The organism is Streptomyces sp. HUAS ZL42 (assembly GCF_040782645.1).
GTDB lineage: Bacteria > Actinomycetota > Actinomycetes > Streptomycetales > Streptomycetaceae > Streptomyces.
Genome location: NZ_CP160403.1, coordinates 446,808 through 470,424 on the forward strand (window position 1 = coordinate 446,808; position 23,617 = coordinate 470,424).

General features: G+C 69.5%; 15 protein-coding genes and 6 pseudogenes. 10 read left to right on the plus strand and 11 right to left on the minus strand.

What is annotated here, in order from left to right:
- Positions 1-31: 31 nt before the first annotated feature.
- The 3 pseudogenes from ABZO29_RS02205 to ABZO29_RS02215 all read left to right on the plus strand — a co-directional run.
- Positions 32-464: pseudogene (locus tag ABZO29_RS02205) on the plus strand (leucine zipper domain-containing protein); the annotation flags it as partial.
- Positions 465-536: 72 nt separating this feature from the next.
- Positions 537-800: pseudogene (locus ABZO29_RS02210) on the plus strand (transposase); the annotation flags it as partial.
- A gap of 88 nt (positions 801-888) precedes the next feature.
- Positions 889-1,525 (plus strand): annotated as a pseudogene (locus ABZO29_RS02215) (type 1 glutamine amidotransferase domain-containing protein); the annotation flags it as partial.
- 651 nt (positions 1,526-2,176) lie between these two features.
- Here ABZO29_RS02215 and ABZO29_RS02220 read toward each other — a convergent pair.
- Entirely contained in the window at positions 2,177-2,593 is a 417-nt protein-coding gene (locus tag ABZO29_RS02220) for a MarR family winged helix-turn-helix transcriptional regulator (RefSeq protein ID WP_367318415.1), read from the minus strand.
- Between the two features lie 155 nt (positions 2,594-2,748).
- Here ABZO29_RS02220 and ABZO29_RS02225 point away from each other — a divergent pair, with 155 nt between their 5' ends.
- Together ABZO29_RS02225 and ABZO29_RS02230 are read left to right on the plus strand one after the other, a co-directional pair.
- Positions 2,749-4,287, plus strand: a complete 1,539-nt coding sequence (locus ABZO29_RS02225; protein ID WP_367318416.1) for an MFS transporter — start codon at positions 2,749-2,751, stop codon at positions 4,285-4,287.
- A gap of 155 nt (positions 4,288-4,442) precedes the next feature.
- The gene (locus tag ABZO29_RS02230) at positions 4,443-5,732 is read left to right on the plus strand and encodes an aldehyde dehydrogenase family protein (protein WP_367326028.1); all 1,290 of its coding nucleotides are present in this window, start codon (positions 4,443-4,445) and stop codon (positions 5,730-5,732) included.
- A gap of 387 nt (positions 5,733-6,119) precedes the next feature.
- Here ABZO29_RS02230 and ABZO29_RS02235 read toward each other — a convergent pair whose 3' ends face one another.
- Together ABZO29_RS02235 and ABZO29_RS02240 are read right to left on the minus strand one after the other, a co-directional pair.
- Entirely contained in the window at positions 6,120-7,136 is a 1,017-nt protein-coding gene (locus tag ABZO29_RS02235; RefSeq protein WP_367318417.1) for an abortive phage infection protein, read from the minus strand.
- Between the two features lie 157 nt (positions 7,137-7,293).
- Positions 7,294-8,535: an MFS transporter gene (locus tag ABZO29_RS02240; protein WP_367318418.1), complete on the minus strand. Its 1,242-nt coding sequence runs from the start codon at positions 8,533-8,535 to the stop codon at positions 7,294-7,296.
- Positions 8,536-8,634: 99 nt separating this feature from the next.
- Between ABZO29_RS02240 and ABZO29_RS02245 the strand changes: the two genes are divergently transcribed.
- A complete protein-coding gene (locus ABZO29_RS02245) occupies positions 8,635-9,720 on the plus strand; it encodes a DUF5937 family protein (RefSeq protein WP_367318419.1) in 1,086 nt (361 codons plus the stop codon).
- Positions 9,721-9,899: 179 nt separating this feature from the next.
- On the opposite strand, the pseudogene ABZO29_RS02250 reads toward ABZO29_RS02245, so the two are convergent.
- A pseudogene (locus ABZO29_RS02250) lies at positions 9,900-10,094 on the minus strand (amidohydrolase); the annotation flags it as partial.
- Here ABZO29_RS02250 and ABZO29_RS02255 point away from each other — a divergent pair.
- The gene (locus ABZO29_RS02255) at positions 10,070-10,201 is read left to right on the plus strand and encodes a hypothetical protein (protein ID WP_367326029.1); all 132 of its coding nucleotides are present in this window, start codon (positions 10,070-10,072) and stop codon (positions 10,199-10,201) included. The pseudogene ABZO29_RS02250 and the gene ABZO29_RS02255 sit on opposite strands and share 25 nt — an antisense overlap.
- An 81-nt stretch (positions 10,202-10,282) precedes the next feature.
- Here the strand turns inward: ABZO29_RS02255 and ABZO29_RS02260 are convergent.
- The 4 genes and pseudogenes from ABZO29_RS02260 to ABZO29_RS02275 all read right to left on the minus strand — a co-directional run.
- Positions 10,283-10,573 (minus strand): annotated as a pseudogene (locus ABZO29_RS02260) (transposase); the annotation flags it as partial.
- A 218-nt stretch (positions 10,574-10,791) separates the two neighbouring features.
- On the minus strand, positions 10,792-12,414 hold the full coding sequence (locus ABZO29_RS02265; RefSeq protein WP_367318420.1) for a ricin-type beta-trefoil lectin domain protein: 1,623 nt from the start codon (positions 12,412-12,414) through the stop codon (positions 10,792-10,794).
- Positions 12,415-12,439: 25 nt separating this feature from the next.
- Positions 12,440-12,550, minus strand: a complete 111-nt coding sequence (locus ABZO29_RS02270) for an RICIN domain-containing protein (RefSeq protein WP_367318421.1) — start codon at positions 12,548-12,550, stop codon at positions 12,440-12,442.
- Positions 12,523-12,789 (minus strand): RICIN domain-containing protein, encoded by a 267-nt coding sequence (locus ABZO29_RS02275; RefSeq protein WP_367318422.1) that lies wholly within the window; start codon positions 12,787-12,789, stop codon positions 12,523-12,525. Before ABZO29_RS02275 ends, ABZO29_RS02270 begins: the two co-directional genes overlap by 28 nt.
- A 1,867-nt stretch (positions 12,790-14,656) precedes the next feature.
- Here ABZO29_RS02275 and ABZO29_RS02280 point away from each other — a divergent pair.
- The 3 genes and pseudogenes from ABZO29_RS02280 to ABZO29_RS02290 all read left to right on the plus strand — a co-directional run bounded on the left by ABZO29_RS02280 (position 14,657) and on the right by ABZO29_RS02290 (position 19,142).
- On the plus strand, positions 14,657-15,763 hold the full coding sequence (locus tag ABZO29_RS02280; protein ID WP_367318423.1) for a ricin-type beta-trefoil lectin domain protein: 1,107 nt from the start codon (positions 14,657-14,659) through the stop codon (positions 15,761-15,763).
- A 197-nt stretch (positions 15,764-15,960) separates the two neighbouring features.
- A pseudogene (locus ABZO29_RS02285) lies at positions 15,961-16,086 on the plus strand (fumarylacetoacetase); the annotation flags it as partial.
- Positions 16,083-19,142: an RICIN domain-containing protein gene (locus ABZO29_RS02290; protein WP_367318424.1), complete on the plus strand. Its 3,060-nt coding sequence runs from the start codon at positions 16,083-16,085 to the stop codon at positions 19,140-19,142. The pseudogene ABZO29_RS02285 and the gene ABZO29_RS02290, both read left to right, overlap by 4 nt.
- A gap of 557 nt (positions 19,143-19,699) precedes the next feature.
- Here ABZO29_RS02290 and ABZO29_RS02295 read toward each other — a convergent pair.
- Genes ABZO29_RS02295 through ABZO29_RS02305 form a run of 3 tightly spaced genes read right to left on the minus strand, consistent with a single transcriptional unit; the run spans position 19,700 to position 23,450 of the window.
- Positions 19,700-20,605 carry an intradiol ring-cleavage dioxygenase gene (locus tag ABZO29_RS02295; protein WP_367318425.1) on the minus strand — a complete coding sequence of 302 codons (906 nt, stop codon included), beginning with the start codon at positions 20,603-20,605 and terminating at the stop codon, positions 19,700-19,702.
- Positions 20,602-21,657 carry a maleylacetate reductase gene (locus ABZO29_RS02300; RefSeq protein ID WP_367318426.1) on the minus strand — a complete coding sequence of 352 codons (1,056 nt, stop codon included), beginning with the start codon at positions 21,655-21,657 and terminating at the stop codon, positions 20,602-20,604. Before ABZO29_RS02300 ends, ABZO29_RS02295 begins: the two co-directional genes overlap by 4 nt.
- A gap of 2 nt (positions 21,658-21,659) precedes the next feature.
- Positions 21,660-23,450: an FAD-dependent oxidoreductase gene (locus tag ABZO29_RS02305; protein WP_367318427.1), complete on the minus strand. Its 1,791-nt coding sequence runs from the start codon at positions 23,448-23,450 to the stop codon at positions 21,660-21,662.
- Positions 23,451-23,617: the final 167 nt, after the last annotated feature.

The following is a 23,617-nucleotide window of genomic DNA, read 5'->3' on the forward strand; positions in this document are numbered from 1 at the left end:
CTGCCGTCGTCTGACTTCGAGAGGACGACGAGTGCCCCACGCGAATGCGCCCCTGAGCGTCGAGGGGCCGTAGGCGGCTCGTGAAGCGGCGCCAGACACGTCCCATCGCCCACGTCGCCGCTGAGATGGGCATCTCTCGCGCATGCGCCAGCAAGTGGGTAAATCGCTGGCGGCTACACGGTGATGCGGGATTGCAAGACCGGCCGTCGAGTCCGCACCGGAGTCCGAACGCGACTCCGGCATGGGTCATCGAGCAGATCGAGTCCTGGCGCCGCGAGCACAAGTGGTCCGCGCAACGGATCACCGACGAACTTGTCAGTATCGGTTTTGTGATCAACCGGCGAACTGTCAGCCGACACCTGACCCGGCTCGGCCTCGGCAAACGCCGCTTCATCGACCCAGGCGGTGAGAACAACCGGAAGCCAGGGAAGATCACCGCCCACTGGCCCGGACACATGGTGCACTGGGCTTGATCCGCTTTGGCGGACATCCTGGATCCGGGGTTCTGCCCCGGGAGGATGTCCATCATGGAGAGCATGGGGAGGAAGAAGCCTCGGCCTCGCCGTTCGTTCACTCCGGAGTTCAGGGCGGAGATCGTCGAGCTGTGCCGGCGCGGTGACCGCTCGGCCGGTCAGGTCGCCAAGGACTTCGACCTGACCGAGACCGCGGTGCGGCTGTGGGTCAGCGAGGGCGAGGTCGACGCGGGCGAGCGTGACGGGCTGACCAGCAGCGAACGCGAGGAGCTGGCCGCGCTGCGGCGGGAGAACCGCCGGCTGCGGGAGGACGTGGAGATCCTCAAGCGCGGGCCAGAACCCGGTGTCCACCAAGGCCGTCAGCGACTTGATTCTCGCTGCCTCGGCAGAGACCGAGTAGCCAGTACACAGAGACCTGGGGCGCCTGTCTCTGCGGGCCGCTCCCGATGAACCCGCGGACGGCACCGGGCACCCGACCGGCTTCTGGGCCGAGGAGGCGAAGTCACCCCGTACCAGGCGTCCACGGCCGCCGGCCACGAGATCGTCATCGCCACGCCGGGCGGCGTGGCGCCCCTGGACCAGGTCAGCCTGGCGCCGCGATTCAACGGCCGCGAGGAGAGCGCGAAGAAGATGGCGGACGCCCTCGCCCCGACCGACCAGCGAGATCCAGCACCCCGTCAAGCTGGAGGACGCTGACCTCGACGACCACGCCGCGGTCTTCTACCCCGGCGGCCACGGCTCGATGGAGGAGCTGGCCGTCGACGCCACCTCCGGCACCACGCCGAGTGGCCGGCCGCACTGCTGGCCGCCACCAAAGCCGACGGCGGCAACGCCTTCGCCCGCTACAGGCTCACCGGCTTCAGCAACGCCGAAAAGACCCAGTCCGGTCTGGCCGGCCAACGCCAAGTGGCTGCTGCAGGACCGCCTGTTCGAGATCGGCGCCGACTACCAGGAGGTCGAGCCGTGGGCCCCGAACGCCGTCGACCGCAATCTGATCATCGGTCAGTACCTCGTCTCGGCCGGAGGCCGCGGCCGAAGTCCTTGAGAAGCTGACGTGCCGAGGTGCGTTCAGCCTTGGGCGCGATCGTCTTGGCGATGATGTGGTTCTGGTTGGTGGCGTGCCGCAGTTCCTTGCGGGCGCGGGCCTTGAGCCGCCGTTTGGCGAACTTGGTGCCCTTCTTCCGGGGACTCGTGGTTCCGGCGCTCCTGGAAGACGCCGAGCCCACCTACGTCGTTGCCGTCCCCAAGTCGCAGCAGGTCCACGTCCGCGCATCGACCATCTCATCGCCCAGGCCCGCCCGAGGCGTGGCAGCGTCTGTCGGCGGGGCCGGGAGCCAAGGGCGAACGGTTCTACGACTGGGCCGCCGCCCAGCTGCCCGGCTGCGGCCGGGCCCTGCTGAGATCGGCCCAGCGCGGCAGTGCAAGGCATCTACGTCGCCGAAGACCGCGACATTGCGCTCCAAGCGATCAAGACGTTTGGCCTGGCGCTACAGCGCGAAGTTCCCCAATGCGGAGAAGGAGATCAACGGCCTCGACGCCGAGTTGCCGGCGCACTGCAACTTCCCCGCAAAACTCTGATCCGTCAGCGGACCTCGTCGAGTCCGCCTTCGCCACCGCCCGCCTGTGCATGAAGGCTTCCCGCGGGACCCTGGCCGGCTCGCCAGTCAGCGCTCGATTGTTCTACGGAACAGTACCTGCGCACATCAGCACGGGAAGACGGCCGTCAGCAGGCGGAAGAGCTCGGCGCGCTCCTCTTCGGACAGGCTGTCCAGGCCGGTCTGTGTCTGCTCCATCCGCTCGCGGATTGTGTCGATCGCCTTCTCCCCCGTCTCGGTGAGGGCGACGTTCTTCACGCGGCGGTCGGTGGTGCTGACCTCACGGCGGACCAGGTCGCGCTTTTCGAGGCGGTCGATGATCCCGGTCATGTTCGACGCGTCGCAGGCGAGCGTGGTTGCGAGCGAGCGCATCGAGGCGGGCGCGCGGCGCAGCACCGCGAGGGTCTTCGCCTGGCTGGAGGTGAGGCCCATGTCGGCGGCGGTCGCCGTGAAGTCGGCGTAGTGCGTACTGACCGAGTGGGCGAGCAGCTCCATGAGCTGCTCCTTGGAGGGGATGGGTGGCATACGTCGAGGTTACCCGAAAAGCTTGAGTACCCCAACCTTTGACATCCACCAGCTCCATAATGTTTCATTCCCTCAAGCATCGAGTACCTCAATGGTCTGACACCTCGACCATCGATGCATCCACCCTTCGGGCAACCTCCACCGGAAAGAAGACCGTGAAGTCCTCCCTTGCCGCCGCGCCGGAGCGCCGCACCGGCAGCCTCAGCCTCGTCCTGGCGCTGGGCCTCGCCGCCATGGTCGTGTCGATGATGCAGACGCTGGTCATCCCGATCCTCGGCATCATCCAGACCGACCTCGGAGCCACCACGGCCCAGGTCAGCTGGGTCACCACCGCCACACTGCTGTCGGCAGCGGTCTTCACTCCACTGCTGGGCCGCCTCGGCGACCAGCGCGGCACGAAGCCGACTCTGCTCGGCGTGCTGGTGGTGATGGTCGCGGGGTCCGTACTCGCCGCGACGACGAGTTCGATGCTGTGGCTCATCGTGGCCCGCGTGATGCAGGGCGCCGCCACCGCGATCTTCCCGCTCGCGCTGTCCGTACTGCGCCAGGAGGTCGCACCCGCGCGGCTGCCCGGCGCCATGGCCCTGGTCAGCGGGACGCTCGGGTTCGGCAGCGGTCTCGCCCTGGTGAGCGCCGGCCTGCTGACCACGGGTGCCGACCCCGACTATCACCAGGTCTTCTGGCTGGCCGCCGCGCTCGCCGTCGCCGCCCTGATCGCGGTCGCGGTCGTCGTCCCTGCGCCCCGCACCCGGACGGGCGGGCGCACCGACTGGCTCGGCGCCGCCGGTCTCGCCCTGCTGCTCGTGCTGATCCTGCTGCCCATCTCGCAGGGTCACTCCTGGGGCTGGACCTCGGCCCGCACGCTCGCCCTGTTCGCCGGCGCCGCTGTCACGGCGGTCCTCTGGGTCGCCGTCGAACGCAGGGTCCGCGACCCGCTGGTCGACATGAAGATGTTCGTCCACCGGCCTGTGCTGTTCACCAATGTTGCCGGACTGCTCGTCGGATTCGCCATGTTCGCGCAGTTCATCGGTGTCTCCTACCTGGTCCAGACGCCTTCTGAGATCGCCGGCTACGGGTTCGGTGCCTCCGTCCTGCGCGCCTCCGTCGTCTACCTGCTGCCCTCGGCCCTCGTCTCGCTGGTGGCCGCCCAGTTCGGAGGCGTCCTGGTACGCCGCATCGGCGCGCGCCGCACCCTCGCCGCCGGTGCCGTCTTCGGCGTCGTCGGGTTCGCCTGGCTGACCCTCGCCCACGGCACCACCGCGTCGGTGATCCTGGCCGGCATGGTCGTCGGCATTGCCATCAGCTTCGGCTACGCCGCGATGCCCGCCCTGATCGTGGCCGGCGTTCCGCACCACCAGACCGGCATCGCCAACGGCATCAACTCCATCTCCCGCTCCACCGGCAGTGCGATCGGCAGCGCGGTCGTCACGTCGCTGCTCGCCTCCAAGACGCTCGCCAACCTGCCCGCCGGGGTCCCCGCGCTGCCCGCCGAGAGCCAGTACACCCTGAGCTTCGCCCTCGCCGGCATGGCGTTCGTACTGGTCATCGGCGTGGCCATGGTCGGCCTGGCGATCCGCCGCGGGTCCCCCTCGCCAGCCACCGCAACGCCCACCCCGTCGCATGACCGCGAAACCACGCCCGCCCCGTCAGGCGAGAGCGAGACCACACCCGGCCGCACGGCAGTCACCGCCTGAACGCACCACCTGCACGGCTGCGTCTCTCCCCCTGATGTTGACCGGCCATCCCTCCCATCCGGCTCTCCCTCCGATCCGAACAGGACACGACTGTGACTGACGCCAAGGCAGCCTTCACCCTCGCCGACACCTTCACCGCCGCCGAAGCCACCGCGCTGGTGGACCGGCTGCGCGCTGCCTTCCGCACCGGCCGTACCAAGCCCCTGGCCTGGCGTCGACAGCAGCTGACCCGTCTGCGCGACCTGCTGACCGACAACCGCGCGGCGATAGCCGACGCCCTCTACGCCGACCTGCGCAAGAACCGCGCCGAGGCCGACGCCATGGAGATCGGCACCACGATCGTCGAGATCGACGACTACCTGGAGCACCTGGAGGAGTGGACCGCCCCGCAGCCCGCCCCCGTGAGGGTGCCGGGAGTCCCCGGCAGCACCGCCCGCACCCAGTTCGACCCCCTGGGGGTCGCCCTGGTCATCTCGGCGTGGAACTACCCGATCAATCTGCTGCTTGTTCCCGTCGCGGGCGCGCTCGCCGCCGGGAATGCGGTCGTCATCAAGCCCGCCGACTACGCCGCCCGCACCTCGGCGCTGCTGGCCGAGCTGCTGCCCGCGTATCTCGACACCGACGCGACCGCGGTAGTCGAGGGCGGCGCGCCGGAGACAGGCGTGCTGCTGGAGCAGCACTTCGACCACATCTTCTACACCGGCAACGGCGCGGTCGGCCGCATCGTGATGACCGCCGCCGCCAAGAACCTCACCCCCGTCGTCCTCGAACTCGGCGGCAAGTCACCGGTGTTCGTGGACCGGGACGCCGACATCGCCACGGTCGCGCAGCGCCTGGCGCAGACGAAGTTCGCCAACGCCGGACAGACCTGCGTCGCCCCGGACTACGTCCTGACCGACCCGGACACCGCGACCGAACTGCAGGCCGCCCTGGTCGTCGCGATCAAGGGACTGTTCGGTGAGGACCCCCAGACGTCCGACGCCTACGGACGGATCATCAACGAGCGGCACTTCGACCGGCTGTCCGCCCTGCTGGACTCCGGCCACACGGTCACCGGCGGGCAGACCGACCGCGCGGACACGTACATCGCCCCGACCGTGCTGGCCGATGTCCGGCCCGACGAGCCAGTGATGCAGGAGGAGATCTTCGGCCCCATCCTGCCGATCCTCACCGTGGCGGACCTGGACGAGGCCATCGCGTTCATCACCGACCGCGACAAGCCCCTCGCCCTGTACGCCTTCACCGAGAACGACACCACCAAGCGCCGCCTCGCCACCGAGACCTCCTCGGGCGGCCTCAACTTCGGCCTGCCGATGCAACACCTCGCCGTGCCGACACTCCCCTTCGGCGGAGTAGGCGAAAGCGGCATGGGCAACTACCACGGCCGCTACTCCATCGAGACGTTCAGCCACCGCAAGGCCGTCCTCGACGTCCCGCTGAGCTGAACCACCCCGGCCGCCGGCGGCGGTACGCAATCCCACCGCGCACCTACACACTCGCCGCCGTCCCGACCCCTCCTCGGCGAAGGCATCCCCATGCCCGAACTGACATCGCCGTACGCCGCCCCAGTGGCCAACACCCTCGAACCCAATGGCAAGGAGCACCAACGGGCAGTTGGACGACTGGCGCACCAACGCGCGGAACATCTACGGCACCCGCGGCTTCCTGGCGCCCATCCGCACCGACGGCGAATCCGGCCACATGCTCCACTTCGACGACAGCTTCGCCGGCCAGACCTGGATCGGCGGCGCGGACTGGCTCCTCTACCCGCTGTTGGAGTACTGCCAGGTCACCGACGACAGCGACTTCTACAAGAACAAGCTGGCGCATCTTCAGTGCTTTCCAACCCGCTCGCAGGCCACCCGGCGGTATGCCCCGGCCAGTGCATGGAAGGCGGCCTTGGGTTCCCAATGCCAGTCGTGGCAGGGGCCGGAGCGGTGCTCGATCGGCTTCACGAGGGCGTAGCTGGCCATGTCGAGGTCGTGACGGGGATCGTCCGGGCGGTGCGGTGAGTCCGGGGAGACGAAGGTGAAGGCGTGGGCGGCGTACAGGCTCATGGCCTCGAAGGAGGCAAGTACGTCGGTGACGTACGCGGCCTGGGTGCGTTCGCTGCGGACCAGGTTCCCCTTGATCTGCGGAGGGTTGGCCCGATGGTCGACCACGTTCCAGCCCATGCCGCCCTGCTGGGGCGCGCCCACGAAGGTGCAGCAGCCGAACTCCTGGATGGACAGCGGTTTTCCGGGCCGTAGATGACGCTTGAGATCCCGGATGTAGGCAGACCGGCTCCGGTGATACCCGTAGTAGTCGAGGCCGACGATGTCGAAGAGGTCCCAGTCGACCTCCTCGTCTTCGGCGGCAGCGTACGTCAGTGGGCCGTGGAACGCGGACCGGGCAAGGGTGACCGCCCGCGCCGTGAAGTCGTGGACGCGACGGGCCGCGTACACCGGATCGAAGTTGCCGGCGATCAGGTTCTCGATCTTCTCGAAGACGTCGTCGCCGGGCACGATGCCGGGCAGGAAGAGCAGGAACTCGCAGCCCACGCTGAAGTGCACGTCTGCGCCCTGGCGTCGGAGCCGCTCGGCGAAGCGCCCCGTCTCGCCGAGGTGGTCGAGGATCTCCCGCTCCGGTACGTCACCGAGCGTCGGCTCCAGCCACACGTTGAGCCCGTGCTCGGCGGCCTCGGCCGCGGTGCGTGTGAGCCGCTCGACACCGTCACCCGTGACCTTGACGGAGTCGGCGCACAGGTCGTTGCGGATGGCGAGCATGTCGCGCCGGGCACGCTCGGCGCTCCAGCCGGTGGCGGGGGTGTCGCCTTCGCCGACTTCGTAGACGACGCTGCGGTAGGTCATGCCCCGATGCGGTGGTGTCGGTGTCCCATGGGCGATTCGGCTCGTCGCCGCTGCCCTGGTCGTCGGCAGCATCAGCGTGCCCGCGGCCGCCGAAGCCATGGCCAGCCGGAGAACGTCCGCCGCTGATCCAAGCCCTCCCCCGAGGCGATCCCCGAGCTCACGAGCCTGCGCGCGCCCGGCGGCAGCAACCGTTGAGCCTCATTCCTTGATCCTTCTCGGTGGCAACGGCCGAGGCGGACAGGAGCGTCGCCACGGAGAGGCTGCCCCAGAGGGCGGCCGAGCCGTGGGAGGCGAGAGCGGTGATGACCGCCGGGGAGACGGCGAGGCCGAAGCCCGTGGAGAGCTGGAAACGGGCGAGGGCGCGTCCCAGGACATGCGCCGGGGCGAGGGCGGTGACGAGCGCGGTGGCGCTGCCGGCGTAGATGATCTCGCCGACGGTGCAGACCACGGACACCGTGGCGACGGCCGGGGCACTCCAGCCGTGTCCCAGTGAGGTGGCCGCGAGGAAGCCGAGGTAGGACGCGGCAAGTACCACGCCGGCGAGAGCCAGCACGGTCCGCCGGGAGAAGCGGGACATCAGGACGGTGACCGGAACCTGCAGGGTGACCACCAGCACAGTGTTCGCCACGAAGATGGCTGCCGACCACACCGGGGAGGCGTGCAACTGTGTCACCAGGACCAGGGGGAGCGCGATTTCGGGGACGTTGAGGCAGAAGACGTAGACCACGTTGGCGGCCAGCAGCCCGCCCATCCGAGGTGCGGGCCCGTCGGCCCTGTCCCTGGCCGGAGCAGCAGCCGGATACGTGTGCAGGTTGACCGACCATGCCAAGCCTGCCGCAGCGAGATAGGCGAGCCCGGTGACGGCTGCCAGCGCCTGCAACGCGGTGGTGCCGCCCGCCAGGCACGCGGTGGCGACGAGGGCGCCCGCGCCCAGGCCGGCGTTGCGCAGGGCGCGGCCTCCCGCGAGAGCGGCGTCGCGTTCGCGGCCGTGGGCGACCGTGGCCACGAGGGCTGCATGGGCGGCCGGCCATGCCTGGTTTCCGATGCCGAGGAACAGTGCCGCCGTCGCGAACAGCCAGACGTGCCCTGCCGGGGCGGCCAGCAGCAGCGCCACGCCCAGCACCCGCACCAGCATCGACGCTGCCACGACCGTGCTGCGTGCGCCCCGGTCCAGCCATCGGCCGACAGCGGGCATGCACACCAGACCCACGACGACGCCGACCGTCATGGCGATGCCGGTGGCCGACGCGGACAGCCTCAGCACCGTCAACCCGTAGAGCAGCAGAAAGGGCCGCAGCAAGCCGGTGCCGAGCGCGTCCACGGCCAGGGCGACGGCATAGCGGGGGCCTCCGGAGGCACGGACGAGGGCGCGCGGCTGGATCTTGGTGGTGGTTGCCATGGCGTCAACGGTGCGCTCGGCCGCCGGGCCGTCCATGTCGGTTGACGGACACCGTCAACCGACGCGGTCGTCTGCCATCCGACCAGCGATGATGAGGGGATGACGTTGAGGATCGACATCGGCGGCCTGCCGTCCGGGCGACTGCGGTTCGCCGCCTCCCCGCTGGCCGAGCTGACCGCGATGCTGCACGTGCTGGCCGAACCCGGGCATCACCCGCAGCTCGCCGGCTGGGCCGGGGACGTCTGGGTTGGGCTGCGACCGGAGCTGGCCGAGCGGCTCAGGGAGGCGGAGTTCCTCTGGCGTTCCTCACGAGCCGACTTCCTGGTCCCCGCTCGTCCCCGGCCGACGCTCGCCGAGGAGTTGGACGATGTGGACCGGATCGACGATGAAACCTATGTGACCGCCGCGCTCATCACCACGTGCGGCAGCAACCGGGTCCACTTCTCCGCGCCGTCGCCGCTCGCCGACGCGACGGCACGCGAGCGGGCCCTGGACCTGGCCCAGGCCCGCGGCGCGCTCCAAGAGGCCTTCGCGGAACGGCTGCTCGCGGACCCGGCCGGCGTGCGGGCGCGGGTGCGTGACACCCTCGAACAGTGCGCCGAGGCCTTCTTCGACGCCGCCTGGACGGGCGTCGCCGTGCAGCTCGCCACCGACCTGCGGCTGAAGAACGACCTGTTGAAGCGCCAGGGCATCGGGGCGGCACTCGCGTCCGTCTCCGGCGCCGTCACCCTGGCGCCGGACGGCAACTGCATCATCGTGGACAAGCTGCAGGACAATGCGACCGCCGCCCACGGTACCGGGGTCACCTTCCTCCCCAGCGTCTTCGGCCGCCCGCACCTGGTGGTGGTCCACGCGCCCGGGTGGCAGCCGGTGGTGCAGTACCCCGTGGCCGAGGCGAGTCCGTCGGAGCCGGTATCGCTGGAAACGGTCACGCTACGGCTGGAGGCACTCGCGCATCCGGTACGTCTGCGACTGCTGCGCACCCTGGCCCGCGGCCCGCACACCACCGGTGAGCTGGCCCACGCCTGGGAACTCTCACCCCCGGAGGTTTCCCGCCACCTCGCTGTCCTGCGCCGCGCGGGCCTGCTCACGGCCCGGCGGCAGGGTCGTTACGTCCGTTACACCCTCAATCTGTCCGATCTGACGGCGCTGGGGGCCGACCTGCTGGCGGCCGTACTGCGCTGAGTGGCTTCGGTCTGCCGGAACGCGGGCGACCGCCGCCTTCGCAACATCCTCCGACTCGGCAGGCCGTCGGGGGTTTGCCGGCGCGACCGCCTGCTGCCTACGGCGTTCCAACTCCTCAAGAGACTGCGCTCCGTTGAACGCCATGTCGAGCCCCGACTGCCCAAAGGCCGGACGGACTCTCACAGGACGTCCTGTCTCAGTCGGTAGGCGCGGGCCGCCGTACCGCCGAAGACCTCGGAGCGTTCGCCTTCGGTGAGGCCCGTGGTCAGCTCCTCGGCGACGGCGACGACCTCCTCGTACGAGGCGGCCAGCAGGCACACCGGCCAGTCCGAGCCGAACATCACCTGGTCTGGACCCAACGCATCCAGCACGACAGGACGCGGGCTACCAGTACGTCGTCGTCGACGACTGCTGGTTCGACCCGCAGCGCGACGCGGCGGGCAACCTGCGGGCCAACCCGACCGAGTTCCCAGCGGCATGAAGGCGCTTGGGGACTACATCCATCGTGGGTGAGGACCGCGCGGGAACGGGTCAGGTCCCGCAGCTCGGGCACCGGCTTCGGCGGCGCGAAGGAGGCCCTGAGCATGCCGCGTTCGGCGAGCTTGGCCAGCCACACCGAATCGAGCCTCTCGGTCTTCGGGCGGCCGGGGACGTTCTTCACGTCACGCACGTTGACCAGCCAGGACTCAAGCCCCCGAGCCGCCAGGAGAAAGAAGACGGGCTTCCAGTATGTCGAGGTGACCTCCATCACCACCCGGGTGATGCCCTGGCATATCAGATGGTCCGCGAGGTCCAGGACGGCGCCCCTGGTCGCGGCCACGTGCCACCCACGCTGCACCCGGCGGCCGGGCATCGAACAACCCGAGGTTGATCTTCCGTCACCGAGCGACCCGCCCGTCCGGTCGTTGTCCGCGCGTCAACCGCGCCACGTCGACCGGGTGAAGGCACCAACGGGACGGCGGCTCACTTGGACGCGGGCAAGCTCAGGAAGCGGAGGTGTGCGGGACCGATCACGATCCGTCCCGCGCACCTCATGGGGCTGTCAGGGCCCTTCGGTCCCGGGCGGTGGTGTCAGCCGAGGTGCCACTGCTGGTTGCTGCCGCCGTTGCAGTCCCACAGTTCGACCAGTGCGCCGCTGGCGGTGGACGCGCCGGTCACGTCCAGGCACAGGCCTGACTGGACGCCGGTGATGGTGCCGTTGGAGTTGAGGTTCCACTGCTGGTTGGTGCCGCCGTTGCAGTCCCATATCTCGACTTTGGCTCCGGCCGCCGTGCCTGCCGCGTCGAGGCACTTCGTACCGCCGTAGACGGTGAGCTGCTTGGTCGACGTGCTGGTCCAGGTCTGGTTCGTGCCGCCGTTGCAGTCCCAGATCACCATCTGGGTGCCGTTGGTCTGCGAAAAGCCGGGCACGTCCAGGCACTTGCCCGAACCGATGGCGTGGATCGGACCTGTGGTGGTCCCGGTGCTGGTGCCGCCCGCGACCCGGTACATCACCGTGCCGTGCGCAGGCACACTTGCGCTGATGGTGCCGGTGGTGGTGGACGTCGCGCCGGTCCACAGGTTGGTGAGCGTGTAGCTGGAGGCACCGGTCTTGCCGACGGCCGAAGCGCTGGTGGTGATGGTCGCGGTGGAGTTGGTCTCGTTGAACAGCACGACCGACACGTCGCCGTTGGCGAGCGGCTTGGACATCACGTCCAGGCCGCCCGAGGAGGAGACCATGGTGCCCTGCTTGCCGAGGGAGTCCTGGTCGACTGCGATGACCGCTTTGTTGGTCAGGATCGACAGGGTCTGCGAGCTCGCACCGATGATCTTGCTGCCGGAGATCAGGGGCGCGGCCATCTCGGCCCACAGGCTGAACTGGCTCTGGTACTCGGTTGTGGTCATGCCGCCGTTGCCGGTCTCCAGCATGTCGGGGTCGTTCCAGCCCCCGGGCCCGGCGTACGCGGCCAGGTTCACGTTGCTGTGGAAGTTCGACAGGAAGCTGGCGTAGGTGTCGGCGACGTCACCGGTGGTGCGCCACATGTTGCCGACGTTCGAACCCCAGGTCCACACGTTCTCCGTGCCCCAGTTGCAGATGCTGAACAGGATCGGGCGCCCGGTGGCCTTGAGCGCGTTGCTCATCGTGGTGTATCGGGTCTGGGAACTGATCCCGTTGTTGTTGCAGTTGTCGTACTTGAGCAGGTCGACACCCCAGGAGGCGAACAGGTTCGCGTCCTGCGTCTCGTGCCCGAGGCTGCCGGGCAGGCCGGCGCAGGTCTGGGTGCCGCCGTCCTCGTAGATGCCGAGCTTCATGCCGAGCGAGTGCACGTAGTCGGCGACGGCCTTGATTCCATTGGGGAACCGCACCGGGTCGGGCACCAGGTTGCCGTTGGCGTCACGGCTCGACGCCATCCACGCGTCGTCGATGTTGACGTACTCGTACCCGGCCGCCTGCATGCCGTTGTCGTGCATCGCCTGCGCCGTCTGCTTGATCAGCGCCTCGGTGGGGTTGTTGCCGTAGGCGTTGTAGTTGTTCCAGCCCATCGGCGGGGTCTTGGCCAGGCCGTTGTCCAGCGCCGCGGCCGGCGTCGCGACTGCGGTGACGGCCAGCGGAGCGACGGGCAGGGTCAGAGCACAGGCCAGGAGCGCCGAGCGCAGCCTGCCGCGTCTGTACCGTTCCGGGCGTCGCAGGAACGGTGGTGGGGTCAGTCGCATCGCAACCTTCCAGGGGGTGTGAGTTTCAGCCGAGTTGCCATTGCTGGTTGCTGCCGCCGTTGCAGGTCCACAGTTCGATCAGGGCACCGCTGGCGACGGAGGCTCCGGTCACATCCAGGCACAGGCCTGATTGCACGCCGGTGATGGTGCCGTTGGAGTTGAAGCTCCACTGTTGGTTGGCACCCCCGGCACGTCCGGGTCTGAACCTTCGCGGCCCGGGGCCGTCTGGTTGTTGTATGCGTCCAGGCACAGCTGACTGGCACCGGAGTACACCGTCCGCCGACCCGAGGACGTCCACGTGAAGATCTGATTGGCACCGCCGTTGCAGTCCCGGATCTCCAACTGCTTGCCCGGCGTGGTCGAAGCAGCCGGCATTTCCAGGCACTTGCCGGACGCGACCGCATGGATCTCACCGCTGCCGCTCCCACCCGTGCCCGACAGCGAAGCAGGTGGCTCTTCTATCCGGCGTCGAACGCGGTGGGCGTTCCGGAGTAGTCGCTGATCAGTACGTTGCCACTGACGCAGTTCCAGGTGTCCAAGGTCCAGACGAGGTACCCGGACCTCCGGCCGTCCGGCCAGCTCTCAGCGGGTTGATGTGGCTGTCGCCGCAGTCGCCCTGCCCGATCTCGCCGGTGACCAGCGAGCTGCTCGCGATGACCGGGCGATCTGGCTGTTCCAGCAGGACGCGGTATTACACGCGTTGAAGCCGGAGGAGTGCCAGGACGCGGCCAGGTTGCCCTTGGGATCGCCGGGCTTGTACTGGTTCCACTGCGACAGTCGTTGGAGTAGGCCCGGCCGCCCGGCATGACCCACGTTGCTCGCGCCGTTGGAGCGCACGGCGCAGCGCGGCGAGGAACCCGGGAGACAGCGTCACAACCGCCGTCACGGCGATCGACCGTCTCACCGATGGGTGGGTGGTCGGCCCACACGTACGCACATCGTTGTGCATGGCAGTCCTTTCCCGCGGCTCATTGCATCGGAGATGACAGCGCACGCCGGGCCCGACAGTGCGGCTGGGCCCGGTCGACTCGAACGGTGACCGGTCGGTCTCACTGCCGGCGACCACGACGGTGGAGTGTGACCGGGCACCCCGAGGGGTGGGAACGCTCCCGAGGGGTCTGCTCGGCCGGATCAACTCAGAGTCGACTGAAGATGAGATCGCGCGATCAGTAGGGCGGCCGGTGCGATCCGGATTACTCGAAGGGTTTGATGGCGGGCCGAGCGTATGGATGAGGAGTTGCGAGTGTCAAGACTTTTGTCGGATCCGATGTTTGACCATGTTGGATTACGCGACATTTGCCGAGCTCCTGCAGTGGTGACAAGTCGGAGCCGGGCCCGTTGCCCGGCCCAACTGCCTTTCCTGACGTGGTGCGTTGGACGCGGGTGGCGGTCTCGGGCTGTGCGGCGGCCTCGCCGGGGTCGCGGCGGCGGCTTCGGGAGGGTGACTGCCGGGGGCGGGGTGGCGAACGCGGGCCTCGTTCGCCGTTGACACACCGTTTTCCGCCGGTCGGGGCCCGGTTCGGTGCAGCCTCGGGCGCCGCCGCGGGGAAGGCCGACGTACGCCAGAAGGAGTGCCGGACGGTGGACCCGACGGCCGCGATCGACGACTCGCAGTGCGTGCCGTCCGAGGCGAACATCTCCGCCCGACCTCCGGCTGGGACGGCGGGAAGGAGGTGGGAGGCCGCAACCGGCACCTGCGGTGGCCCGCCGACGACCCACCGGGTTCGTGACACTGCCGCGCGGGTGGGTGGGAGCAGTGTGCTGATCCAGCACGACCGGGAGCCGACCCTGGACAGGGCCCGATCGGCGGGTCGTGCACCAGCAGCCAGACATGGGATGTTCAGGGGCCGGATTCCGGAGAGGGAGAGGGAGGGGCAGCGCACAGACCCTAGGAGCAGCGCAGACGGGACAAAGACACGCAGAATTCACCCCCCCGTGCCGACGTTCCCCGATTTCTTTCATTCATGGGATGTCCCAGACGGGGATCAGCGTGGTATCTGTACCAGTGCGCTTGTGGGCCGGTTCGGGCCGACCCGCTCGGCACAGGAGGGCCGGGGCAGACGGGACGCCGGACAGGCTCGGTGTTGTCAACACTCACAGCGCAAGAGACCCCCACCCACGCCGTTCTGCCAGTACGTCAGGCGGCCGTCGACGCCTGTGCCAAGGCACTTCGGCGTGCTGCCGACAGCAACAGCGATCAGCCCCGTTGATTCAGCACTCACTCGCAGAAGAGGACGCCTGCATGAGAAAGTCTTGGATCGTACCCCTGATCACGCTTGTCACTGCCGCGCTCGGGGGGACGGCGGCAGGTGTGACCCCTGCCTCCGCCGCCTCCAACACGCCCTTGCGGGTCATGCCGTTGGGCGACTCGATAACCTGGGGTGTGGGAAGCAGCACGGGCAACGGCTACCGGGGTCCGTTGTGGAACGAGCTTGCGGCGGACGGCCATCCGCTGGACTTCGTCGGCACGGTGCGGAACGGTTCGATGTCCGACCCCGACAACGAAGGCCACTCCGGATACCGCATCGACCAGATCGCCGCACTCGCCGACGCCTCGCTGACCCGCTACCGGCCCAACGTCGTGACACTGCACATCGGTACCAACGACCTCCAAGGGGCCTCCGAGGTCGACACCGCCATCGCCCGGCTGAGGTCGCTGGTCAACCAGATCACCGCCGACGTCCCCGACGCAACCGTCCTCGTGGCCTCCCTGGTCGTGTCCACCAGCGGCTCGGAGGAGCAGTTCCGGGGCGCGTACAACCAGGCCACCCGGCAAATCGTCAGCGACGCACAGGCCGCGGGCAAACACGTCGCATACGTCGACATGAGCAGCCTGACCACGGCCGACCTGGCCGACCCCCTGCATCCCAACGACTCGGGCTACCAGAAGATGGCCGACGCCTTCCACCGTGGTGTCCAGTCCGCGGACAGCGCAGGGTGGTTGAGGAACCCCGCCCCCGCACCTGCACGCGTGGAGTCCGGCATTGCCGGCAAGTGCATGGATGTCAATGGCGCCGGCACCGCCGACGGGACCGCCGTCCAGATCTGGAGCTGCCACGGCGGTGCCAACCAGCTCTGGTCGCTCTACACCGACGGCACCTTGCGCTCCATGGGCAAGTGCCTCGACGCCGCCGGCGGCAACACCGCCAACGGCACCAAGGTGCAGATCTGGTCCTGCCACGGCGGCGCCAACCAGGTCTGGCAGCCCTACAACGGCGGCTACCGCAACCCCGCCTCCGGCCGCTGCCTCGACGATCCGGGCTCCTCCACGACCGACGGCACACAGCTCGTGCTGTGGGACTGCAACGGCGGCGCCAACCAGAAGTGGACCACTCTGACCGCCGGATGACCCTCGTTCCCGGGACCTGAGCCCCCTCTCCGGGCCCCGGTCCCGGGAGGACATCGGTGGCGGGCACCGCCAGGTGCGGCGCCCGCCATGACTCGGGTCAGAGGCCCGGTCGCCTGACGGCGACACCCTGAGACGACCTCACGGACGGCGGCAGCGACCGGCTGATCGACGCGTTGTTCGTCGTGGGCGGCCGGCCGCGCACGTTCCTGGAGGACGGCGACGAGGTCGTCCGCACGGCCACGGCCCCGGGCGCCGGCGGAACCCGGATCGGCTTCGGCGAGGCCCGTGGCCGGATCATCAGCGGCAAGCGGGAGGCGCGATGAGCAAGACGGTGGCCTCGGCCGCCGACGCGGTCGCCGACATCACGCCGGGCAGCTCTCTCGCCGTGGGCGGGTTCGGGCTCTCCGGGATCCCGGACCGCCTGATCCGGGCACTGGCCGACCAGGGCGCCGACGACCTGGAGGTCTTCTCCAAAGACATAGGAGTTTGCGCAGTGGACCATTCCATCGACCGCCGACGGTTCCTGACGGCCGCCGCGCTGACCACCAGGGCGGCCGCCCTCCCCGGCGGATTCCTCTCGGGCAGGGCCGCGGCCGCCGTCCCACCGCAGATCACCCTCCCCGACCGCGGAATCTACGACACCTCCCCCGCCTCCTCCTGGACCGACGGCTTCCTCACCGGCAACGGCGAGTACGGAGCCATCCTCCACGGGGCGGCCACGCTGGAGAAGGTGGTCTTCAACCACCACCGTCTGGTGCTGCCGAACGGCACCCGCACCGTGAAGCCCCCCGTGATATCCGGCCGTCTGGAGGGCGTACGCGACAAGGCGCTCGCCGGGGACTACTCCGGCGCCAACAGCGACTTCGCCTCCGGGTGGTCGCTGCGCTGGACGCAGAGCTACCACCCTGCCTACGAACTGCGCATCGACACACCGGGCATGACCACGGTCGACAACTACGGCCGCGTCAGCGATTTCCGCACCGGCGAGGTCAGCTCCAGCTGGACCGACCAGTACGGCACCTGGACCCGCAGGGCCTTCGTCTCCCGCGCCGACAACGTGATCGTCCACGAGCTGATACCCGCCCCCGGCCGTACCGTCGACACCACCCTGAGCGTCAACACCGCGCTCGACGGGGTGCCCACCAGCGTCGGCTTCACCACCCGCGCCACCATGAGCAACGGCTCCGGCTACCTGAACCTGCGCGGCACCTACCCGTCCAACCGGGGCGCCTTCGGCTACGAGGGCGTCACCCGGGTCGTGGCCTCCGGCTCCAACGCCTCCGTCAGCGTCAGCGGCTCCACCATCGTGGTGGCCAGGGCGACCAGGGTGATCCTGCTGACCAAGCTGGACCGCTACGAGTCCTCGACCGCGTGGAACTCCGAGCCGCTGCACGCCCAGTTGGCAGCGCTGGGCACCGACTACGCGACGCTGCGCTCCGCGCACACCGCTCTCCACACCGAGCTGTACGACCGCTCCCGCCTCGACCTCAACCTGTCCGACGCCGACCGCAAGCTCTCCGTCAGCGAGCTGATAGCCCGTCAGAACGCGGACCGGAGCGTCATCGACCTCGCGTTGCTGGAGCGGCTCTACGACTCCGGCCGCTATCTCTTCATCAGCTCCAGCGGCGTCCTGCCGCCCCGGCTCACCGGCATCTGGACGGGCGCCTGGAACGGTGCCTGGGCCGACGACTTCACCACCGACGCCAACGTCAACCTCCAGGTCGCGGGCGGCAACATCCTCGACACCACCGACGTCATGGAGGGCCACTTCAACCTGATCCTGGACCAGCTCGACGACTGGCGCACCAACGCCACCAACCTCTACGGCGCCCGCGGCTTCCTCGCCCCGTCCCGCACCGACGGCGAGTACGGCCACATGCTCCACTTCAACAACGGCTCGTTCCCGGGCCACTGCTGGACCGGCGGTGCGGACTGGCTGCTCTATCCGCTGCTCGAGTACTACGAGGTCACCGGCGACCAGGCCTTCCTGCGCGACAGGCTCGGCCCCGCCCTGATGGAACTGGCCCTGTTCTACGAAGACTTCCTCACCCGCACCGACTCGAACGGCAAGACGGTCTTCGTGCCGTCCTTCTCCATGGAGAACTCACCCGGCAACACCGGCGTGTGCCTGTCGATCAACGCCACCGGCGACATCATGGCCGGCAAGCACGCGCTTCAGGCCGCCATCGACGCCGCGGGCGCCCTCGGCGTCGAACAGGGCAGCGGCCAGGGAGTCGCCCGCTGGACCGCCCTCCTGGCCAAGCTCCCCGACTACCGGGTCAACAGCGACGGTGCGCTGGCCGAATGGTCATGGCCCACCCTGACCGACCGCTACAACCACCGCCACATCCAGCACCTGTACGGCGCCTGGCCGCTGCACGAGATCAACCCGGAGGAGGAGCCCTCGCTCGTCCGCCCGGCGCTCAAGGCCCTGGAGAAGCGCGGCGACCAGAACATCTCCGCCCACGGCAGCCTCCACCGCGCCCTGGCCGGCGCCCGGCTGAAGGACGGCGGCAAGGTCTACAGCAACCTGAAGAAGATCATCGGCAACAACATGATCTTCAAGTCGCTGATGACCTCCCACAACCCGAACCTCGACATCTACAACGCCGACGCCGCCAACGCCCTCCCCGGCGTACTCGCCGAGGCCCTGATCTACTCCCGCCCCGGCGTCCTGGAGATCCTGCCGGCCCTGCCCGACCAGTTGGTCAAGGGCTCCCTCACCGGCGTACGGGCGCGCGGCCGCATCCGGATCCACACCTTCAGCTGGGACCTGTCCGCCCGCACCGCCACCCTGTCCGTCACCTCCGCCGTCAACCAGGACGTCACCCTCATCAGCCGCCGCGGCATGACGTCGGTGAACACGTCGGCCACCGTGGCCTCCTCTTTGCTGGGCACCCACGCGCGCAAGGTCTCGCTGGTTGCCGGACAGCGCACGGACATCACCGTTTCCCTGCTCAGCGGGTGGTTCCGGCTGGTCAACCGGCGCAGTGGCAAGGTCCTGGACGTCGCCGGCGCCAGCACCGCGGACGGCGGGAAGATCGTCCAGTACACCTCGTCCGATGCCCTCAACCAGCAGTGGCGGTTCCTGCCCGACGCCGACGGCTCCTTCCGCCTCGCCGCCCGCCACAGCGGCAAGGTCCTCGACAGCCCCGGCGGCTCCGCCCAGGGGGCCCAGCTCATCCAGTGGCACGACACGGGCGCCGACAACCAGTGGTGGAAGCTCGTCGACGCGGGCGGCGGCTACTGCCGTCTCGTCGACCTCCGCACCGGCTGGTGCGCGGACGTCGAAGGCGGCTCCACGGCCGACAACGCCCGCGTCATCCAGTGGCCCACCGGTACCGGCACCAACCAGCAGTGGCAGCTCGACCCCCTGTGACAAAGCGGTGCGGTACGTGACCCGGTTCGCGTCGCCTGCCGACGGCTCGCTCAGAAGGCCGATGCGGACTGCCCGGCGCCCGGGCTCCGGCGCCGGGCGCCGGGCGTCGGGCGTCGGGCGTCGGCCCTCTGCCGCCGAGTAAGGCCTCCCCAAGCCGTTCGTGAGCCTCGCCGAGCCGGGCACTTGGCGTGCCTGGTCGTGCGGTGAGGCTCGACGTCGCGCATGCGGCGACCACCGTGGAGGTGCCCGCAGCGGAGCCTTGCCAAGGCGGCGCGGGATCGCCCGGCCACGCTGTAGCCATCAGGCAGAGATCCCGCAGCGGCAGGGCTGCTATCAGGTGCGACCAGGAGCCGGCGGCCGACATGGTGGCCGCTCTCCACGCCGGTCTGGAAGCCCGCTGTCGGGCAGTGGCTCGCTCCCGTTCCAGGCGAGGCTCGTCCGACTCGGTGTACATGGTCGAAGCGTGGGTGGTTGAACGAACCCACAGCGCCCAGGTGTTGGCCATGGGGGCCCGTCCGCGGTCGTCCGCGGCAGGCAGGACCTGCCGCGGACCCGGGTCATCCCCGGCCGTCGGCGGGGGCGAGGACGATGTCGAAGCGGACCTGTGTCCAGGTGCCGTCGACTACCCGCCCGTCGGGGGTCGGCGTGCCCGCCGGACGCCGGTCGAAGTCCTTGACCAGAGACTCCTTGACGCCGAAGACCGTGTCGGAGCCGAGCAGTTCGTCGCCCCGGACGAAGATGTGCGTAACCAGGGTTCGGCACCCGGGTGCCTCGACCATGAAGTGCAGGTGCGAAGCCCGCATCGGTGAGCGGCCGGTCGCCTCCAGCATCCTGCCCACGGGGCCGTCGTGCGGGATCGGGTACGGCGTCGGTGTGACGCCCCAGAAGCGGTAGCTGCCGTCGGCCTCCGTGAACAGGTGGGCTCGGGCGGCCACCCGGTCGTCGCCGTACTGGACGTCGTAGAACCCGTCCTCGTCCGCCTCCCACACCTCGATCTTCGCCCCGGCGATCGGGGTCCCGTCGGCGTCGCGGACGGTTCCCTCGACCCAGCAAGGCTCGCCGGCGGCCCCGAAGGCCATGTCCCCGCCCGGCTCGATCCTCGGGGACCCCTCGACGAAGAAGGGGCCGAAGACGGTGGCCTCGGTGGCGTCGCCGTAGGCCTCGTTGTTGATGGCAATCGTCTGCATAGACGCCCCGAGCGTGTCGGAGAGCAGGATGAACTCCTGGCGCTTGTCGTCGGTCAGACGGCCGACGGCGGTGAGGAACTCGATGCCCTTGCTCCACTCCTCCTCGGTGAGGCGGACGTCGCGCAGGAAGGCGTGGAGGTGCTTGACGACAGCCTGCATCAGTTCCTTCAGGCGGGGGTCCCGGCAGGAGTCGAAGGAGCGCTGTACGCGCGCGATCAGGTCTTCCTCGCGGGCCGTCTGTTCCGGGGAGACGTCAGGGGTGGACGAGAGGCTCATGCGGGGTCACTTCCTTCCCAGGCCGCGCGCAGCAGCGCCGTGAGGTTCTCCTCGGTGACCGCAGTGGGGTTGCCGGCGGGGACGGCGGCGAGGACGGGGGCGACTGCCCGGGCGATGCCGTCCTCGGGCATGCCGTAGTCGCGCAGCGCGCGGGGGGCGTCAAGCGTCTCGCGCAGTGCGGTGAGTCCCGCCACCGCGGTGGGGCTGCCGAAGGCCTCGGCGATGCGCCGCTCGGTCTCCGGTACGGCCGGGGCGTTGAAGGCGAGCACGTGCGGCAGCACCACCGCGTGGGTCTGGGCGTGCGGGAGGTTGAACATGCCGCCCAGTACATGGCAGATCTTGTGGTGCACGCCCGAGCCGGCCGAGGCGAAGGCGACGGCGGCCAAGTAGGCACCGTACAGGGTTTGTTCACGGCCCGTCAGCCCGGTCGGGTCGGCGGCCACGGCGGGCAGCCCCTGGGCGAGACCGCGGATGCCCTCGACCGCCAGGGCCCGGTCGATCGGGTCGGCGCGTGGCCCCCACATGGAGTCGACGCAGTGGGCCAGGGCGTTGAGACCGCTGGCCACGGACATCTCCATCGGCAGGCTCAGCAGCAGCGAGGCATCGTAGACGATCGAGCGCGGCAGGACCCGCGGGTCGACCCCGGTCGTCTTCGCCTCCCCCTCGGTCAGGCCCCAGACGTTCGTCGCCTCCGAACCGGCGTACGTGGTGGGGACGGCCACGATCGGCAGACCGGTCGTCAGCGCCACCACCTTGGCCAGGCCGGTCGTCGAACCGCCGCCGACGCACACCAGCGCGTCCACGGCACCCTCCGTCGCGGCCTTCCGGGCGCGCTCGGCCACCTCGACCGGGACATGCATGACGACCTCGTCGTGGCGCACCACCACCGGCAGGTCCGCGCCGACGCGGTCGGCGAGGGCCGCCTCCGCCGGTGCGGCGACGAGCATCACCCTCCTCGCGTTCAGCGCGGCCACCTCGGCGGCCACCGCGGCGGGCGCCGCGCCGGGGGCGAAGACGACCCGCTGTGGCAGGGTCTCGTGGATGAACCGCACGGTCACACCTTTCCGAGGAGCTGGGCGAGGGCGCCGCGCAGGGCCGCCTCGGGGTCGTCGGCGAGACTCATCGAGCGCCAGGCGACGTGCTTGTCGGGACGCACCAGGATCGCACCGGACTCCTCGACCTCGCGCAGCTTGGCCCAGTCGTAGTAGAGGTCCGTCACCTCGCGGCCGGGGCCGATCACCACGGTTCCGAGCGGGATGCCGAGGTCCTGCGCGACCTTGTCTGCGGCACCGGCCCAGTCCTCCCCGGCGATGCCCGTGATCAGGGTCCAGCGGGTGTACGGCGCCAGGTCCATCAGGGCGAGCTTGGTGACGTTGTCGCCGACCCAGGCGTGCGGGAGGTGCGCGCCGGGGCTGGTGGACATGACGTGGTAGAGGTCCTCGTCCCTGCTCGGGGCGGGGCGGGTGCCGTCGGAGACGACGGCGGCGGACTCGTAGAACTGGCCGAGTTCGACGCCGTGCGCGTTGAACTCGTAATTCTTGGTCTCCATCGCCGCCACCAGAGCGGCCCGCCTGGCCGCGCCTTCGGGCGTGTTGGCCTTCCGCTCCTCGATCAGGGTCCGCATCTCGTCCTCGTCCTTGGCGTCGAGGACGCCGAGGGCCTGGAAGATGTCGACGAACTCCCGGCTGGACTTGTTGGCGCGGGTGACGATCCGCTTCGCGACGGGCGCCCGCTCCACCGAGTACGTCTCCAGCAGCGACGGGCCGGCCTGCCCGCGCAGCACGGCCGCGAGCTTCCATGCCAGGTTGTAGGAGTCCTGGACGCTGGTGTTCGAGCCCAGGCCGTTGCTCGGCGGGTGCCGGTGGATGGCGTCCCCCGCGCAGAAGACACGGCCCTTGTGCAGGTGGGTGGCGTACATCTCGTTGTTGCCCCAGAGGCTGGTGCCGGTGATCTCGACCTCGAGGTCAGGGATCCCCAGCAGCTGCCGCACGATGCGGACCGCCTCGGCCTCGTCGACCACGGGGGGCTCGGAGTCGATGTCGTAGCCCCACACGATGAGCCACTCGTTCCACGGGCGGACCATCCGAACCAGGCCGGCGCCGATACCGCCGACGTTGGCGCCCGGCTGGATCACCCAGTACAGGACCGAGGGCCGGTGGCCGACGTAGGACGCGATGTCGGCCTTGAAGGTGATGTTCATCGAACCGGCGATGTCCATCGCGCCCTCGTAGGGCAGGCCGATGTCCTCGGCTACCCGGGAGCGGGCGCCGTCGGCGCCGATGACGTACTTCGCGCGGATGTCGTACTCCTGGCCGGTGAGCCGGTCACGGACCCGGACCGTGACGCCCGTGTCGTCCTGCGTGTGAGAGAGGTACTCCGTGGAGAAACGGGTCTGGGTGCCGCGGACGGTGGCGTTCTTGACGAGGATCGGTTCGAGATAGGTCTGCGGGATGTCGACGGTGAGGCAGGGTGAGGCCAGCCGGTAGTCCGCCTCCCGGTCGGGCCGGGTGCCCCAGGTGTGGATACGGCCGATCTCCTCGCCCGCGATGGAGGTGCAGAAGACGGTGTCACCGACGAGGTCGTGGCCGGTGGCGTCGGCCAGCACCTGGTCCTCGATCCCCATGTCACGGAAGATCTCCATCGCCCGCTGGTTGGTGATGTGCGCCCGGGGCGTGTTCGCGGTCCACCGGTACTTGGTGATCACGATGTTGTCGATCCCCAGGGTCGACAGGAACAGCGCCGCCGAGGCGCCGGCCGGGCCGGAGCCGACGATCAGGACATCGGTCTCGACGTGCGACGATGTCGGGAGTCCGGTCTCTCGCTGACCGTCGTTGAACTCGGGCATCGGGTGTCTCGCCTTCTTCTCACGGTGCTTTGAAGGCAGCGTGCCCCCGGCCGCGACCGCATCGGGCGGGACGGGGTGGAGGACGGCCGAAATCCGTATGACGCGGCTCTTTCGAGGGTGCGACGCGGCTCTTTCGAGGATGCTTCGTCGCTGTGGCGCCCGTTGTC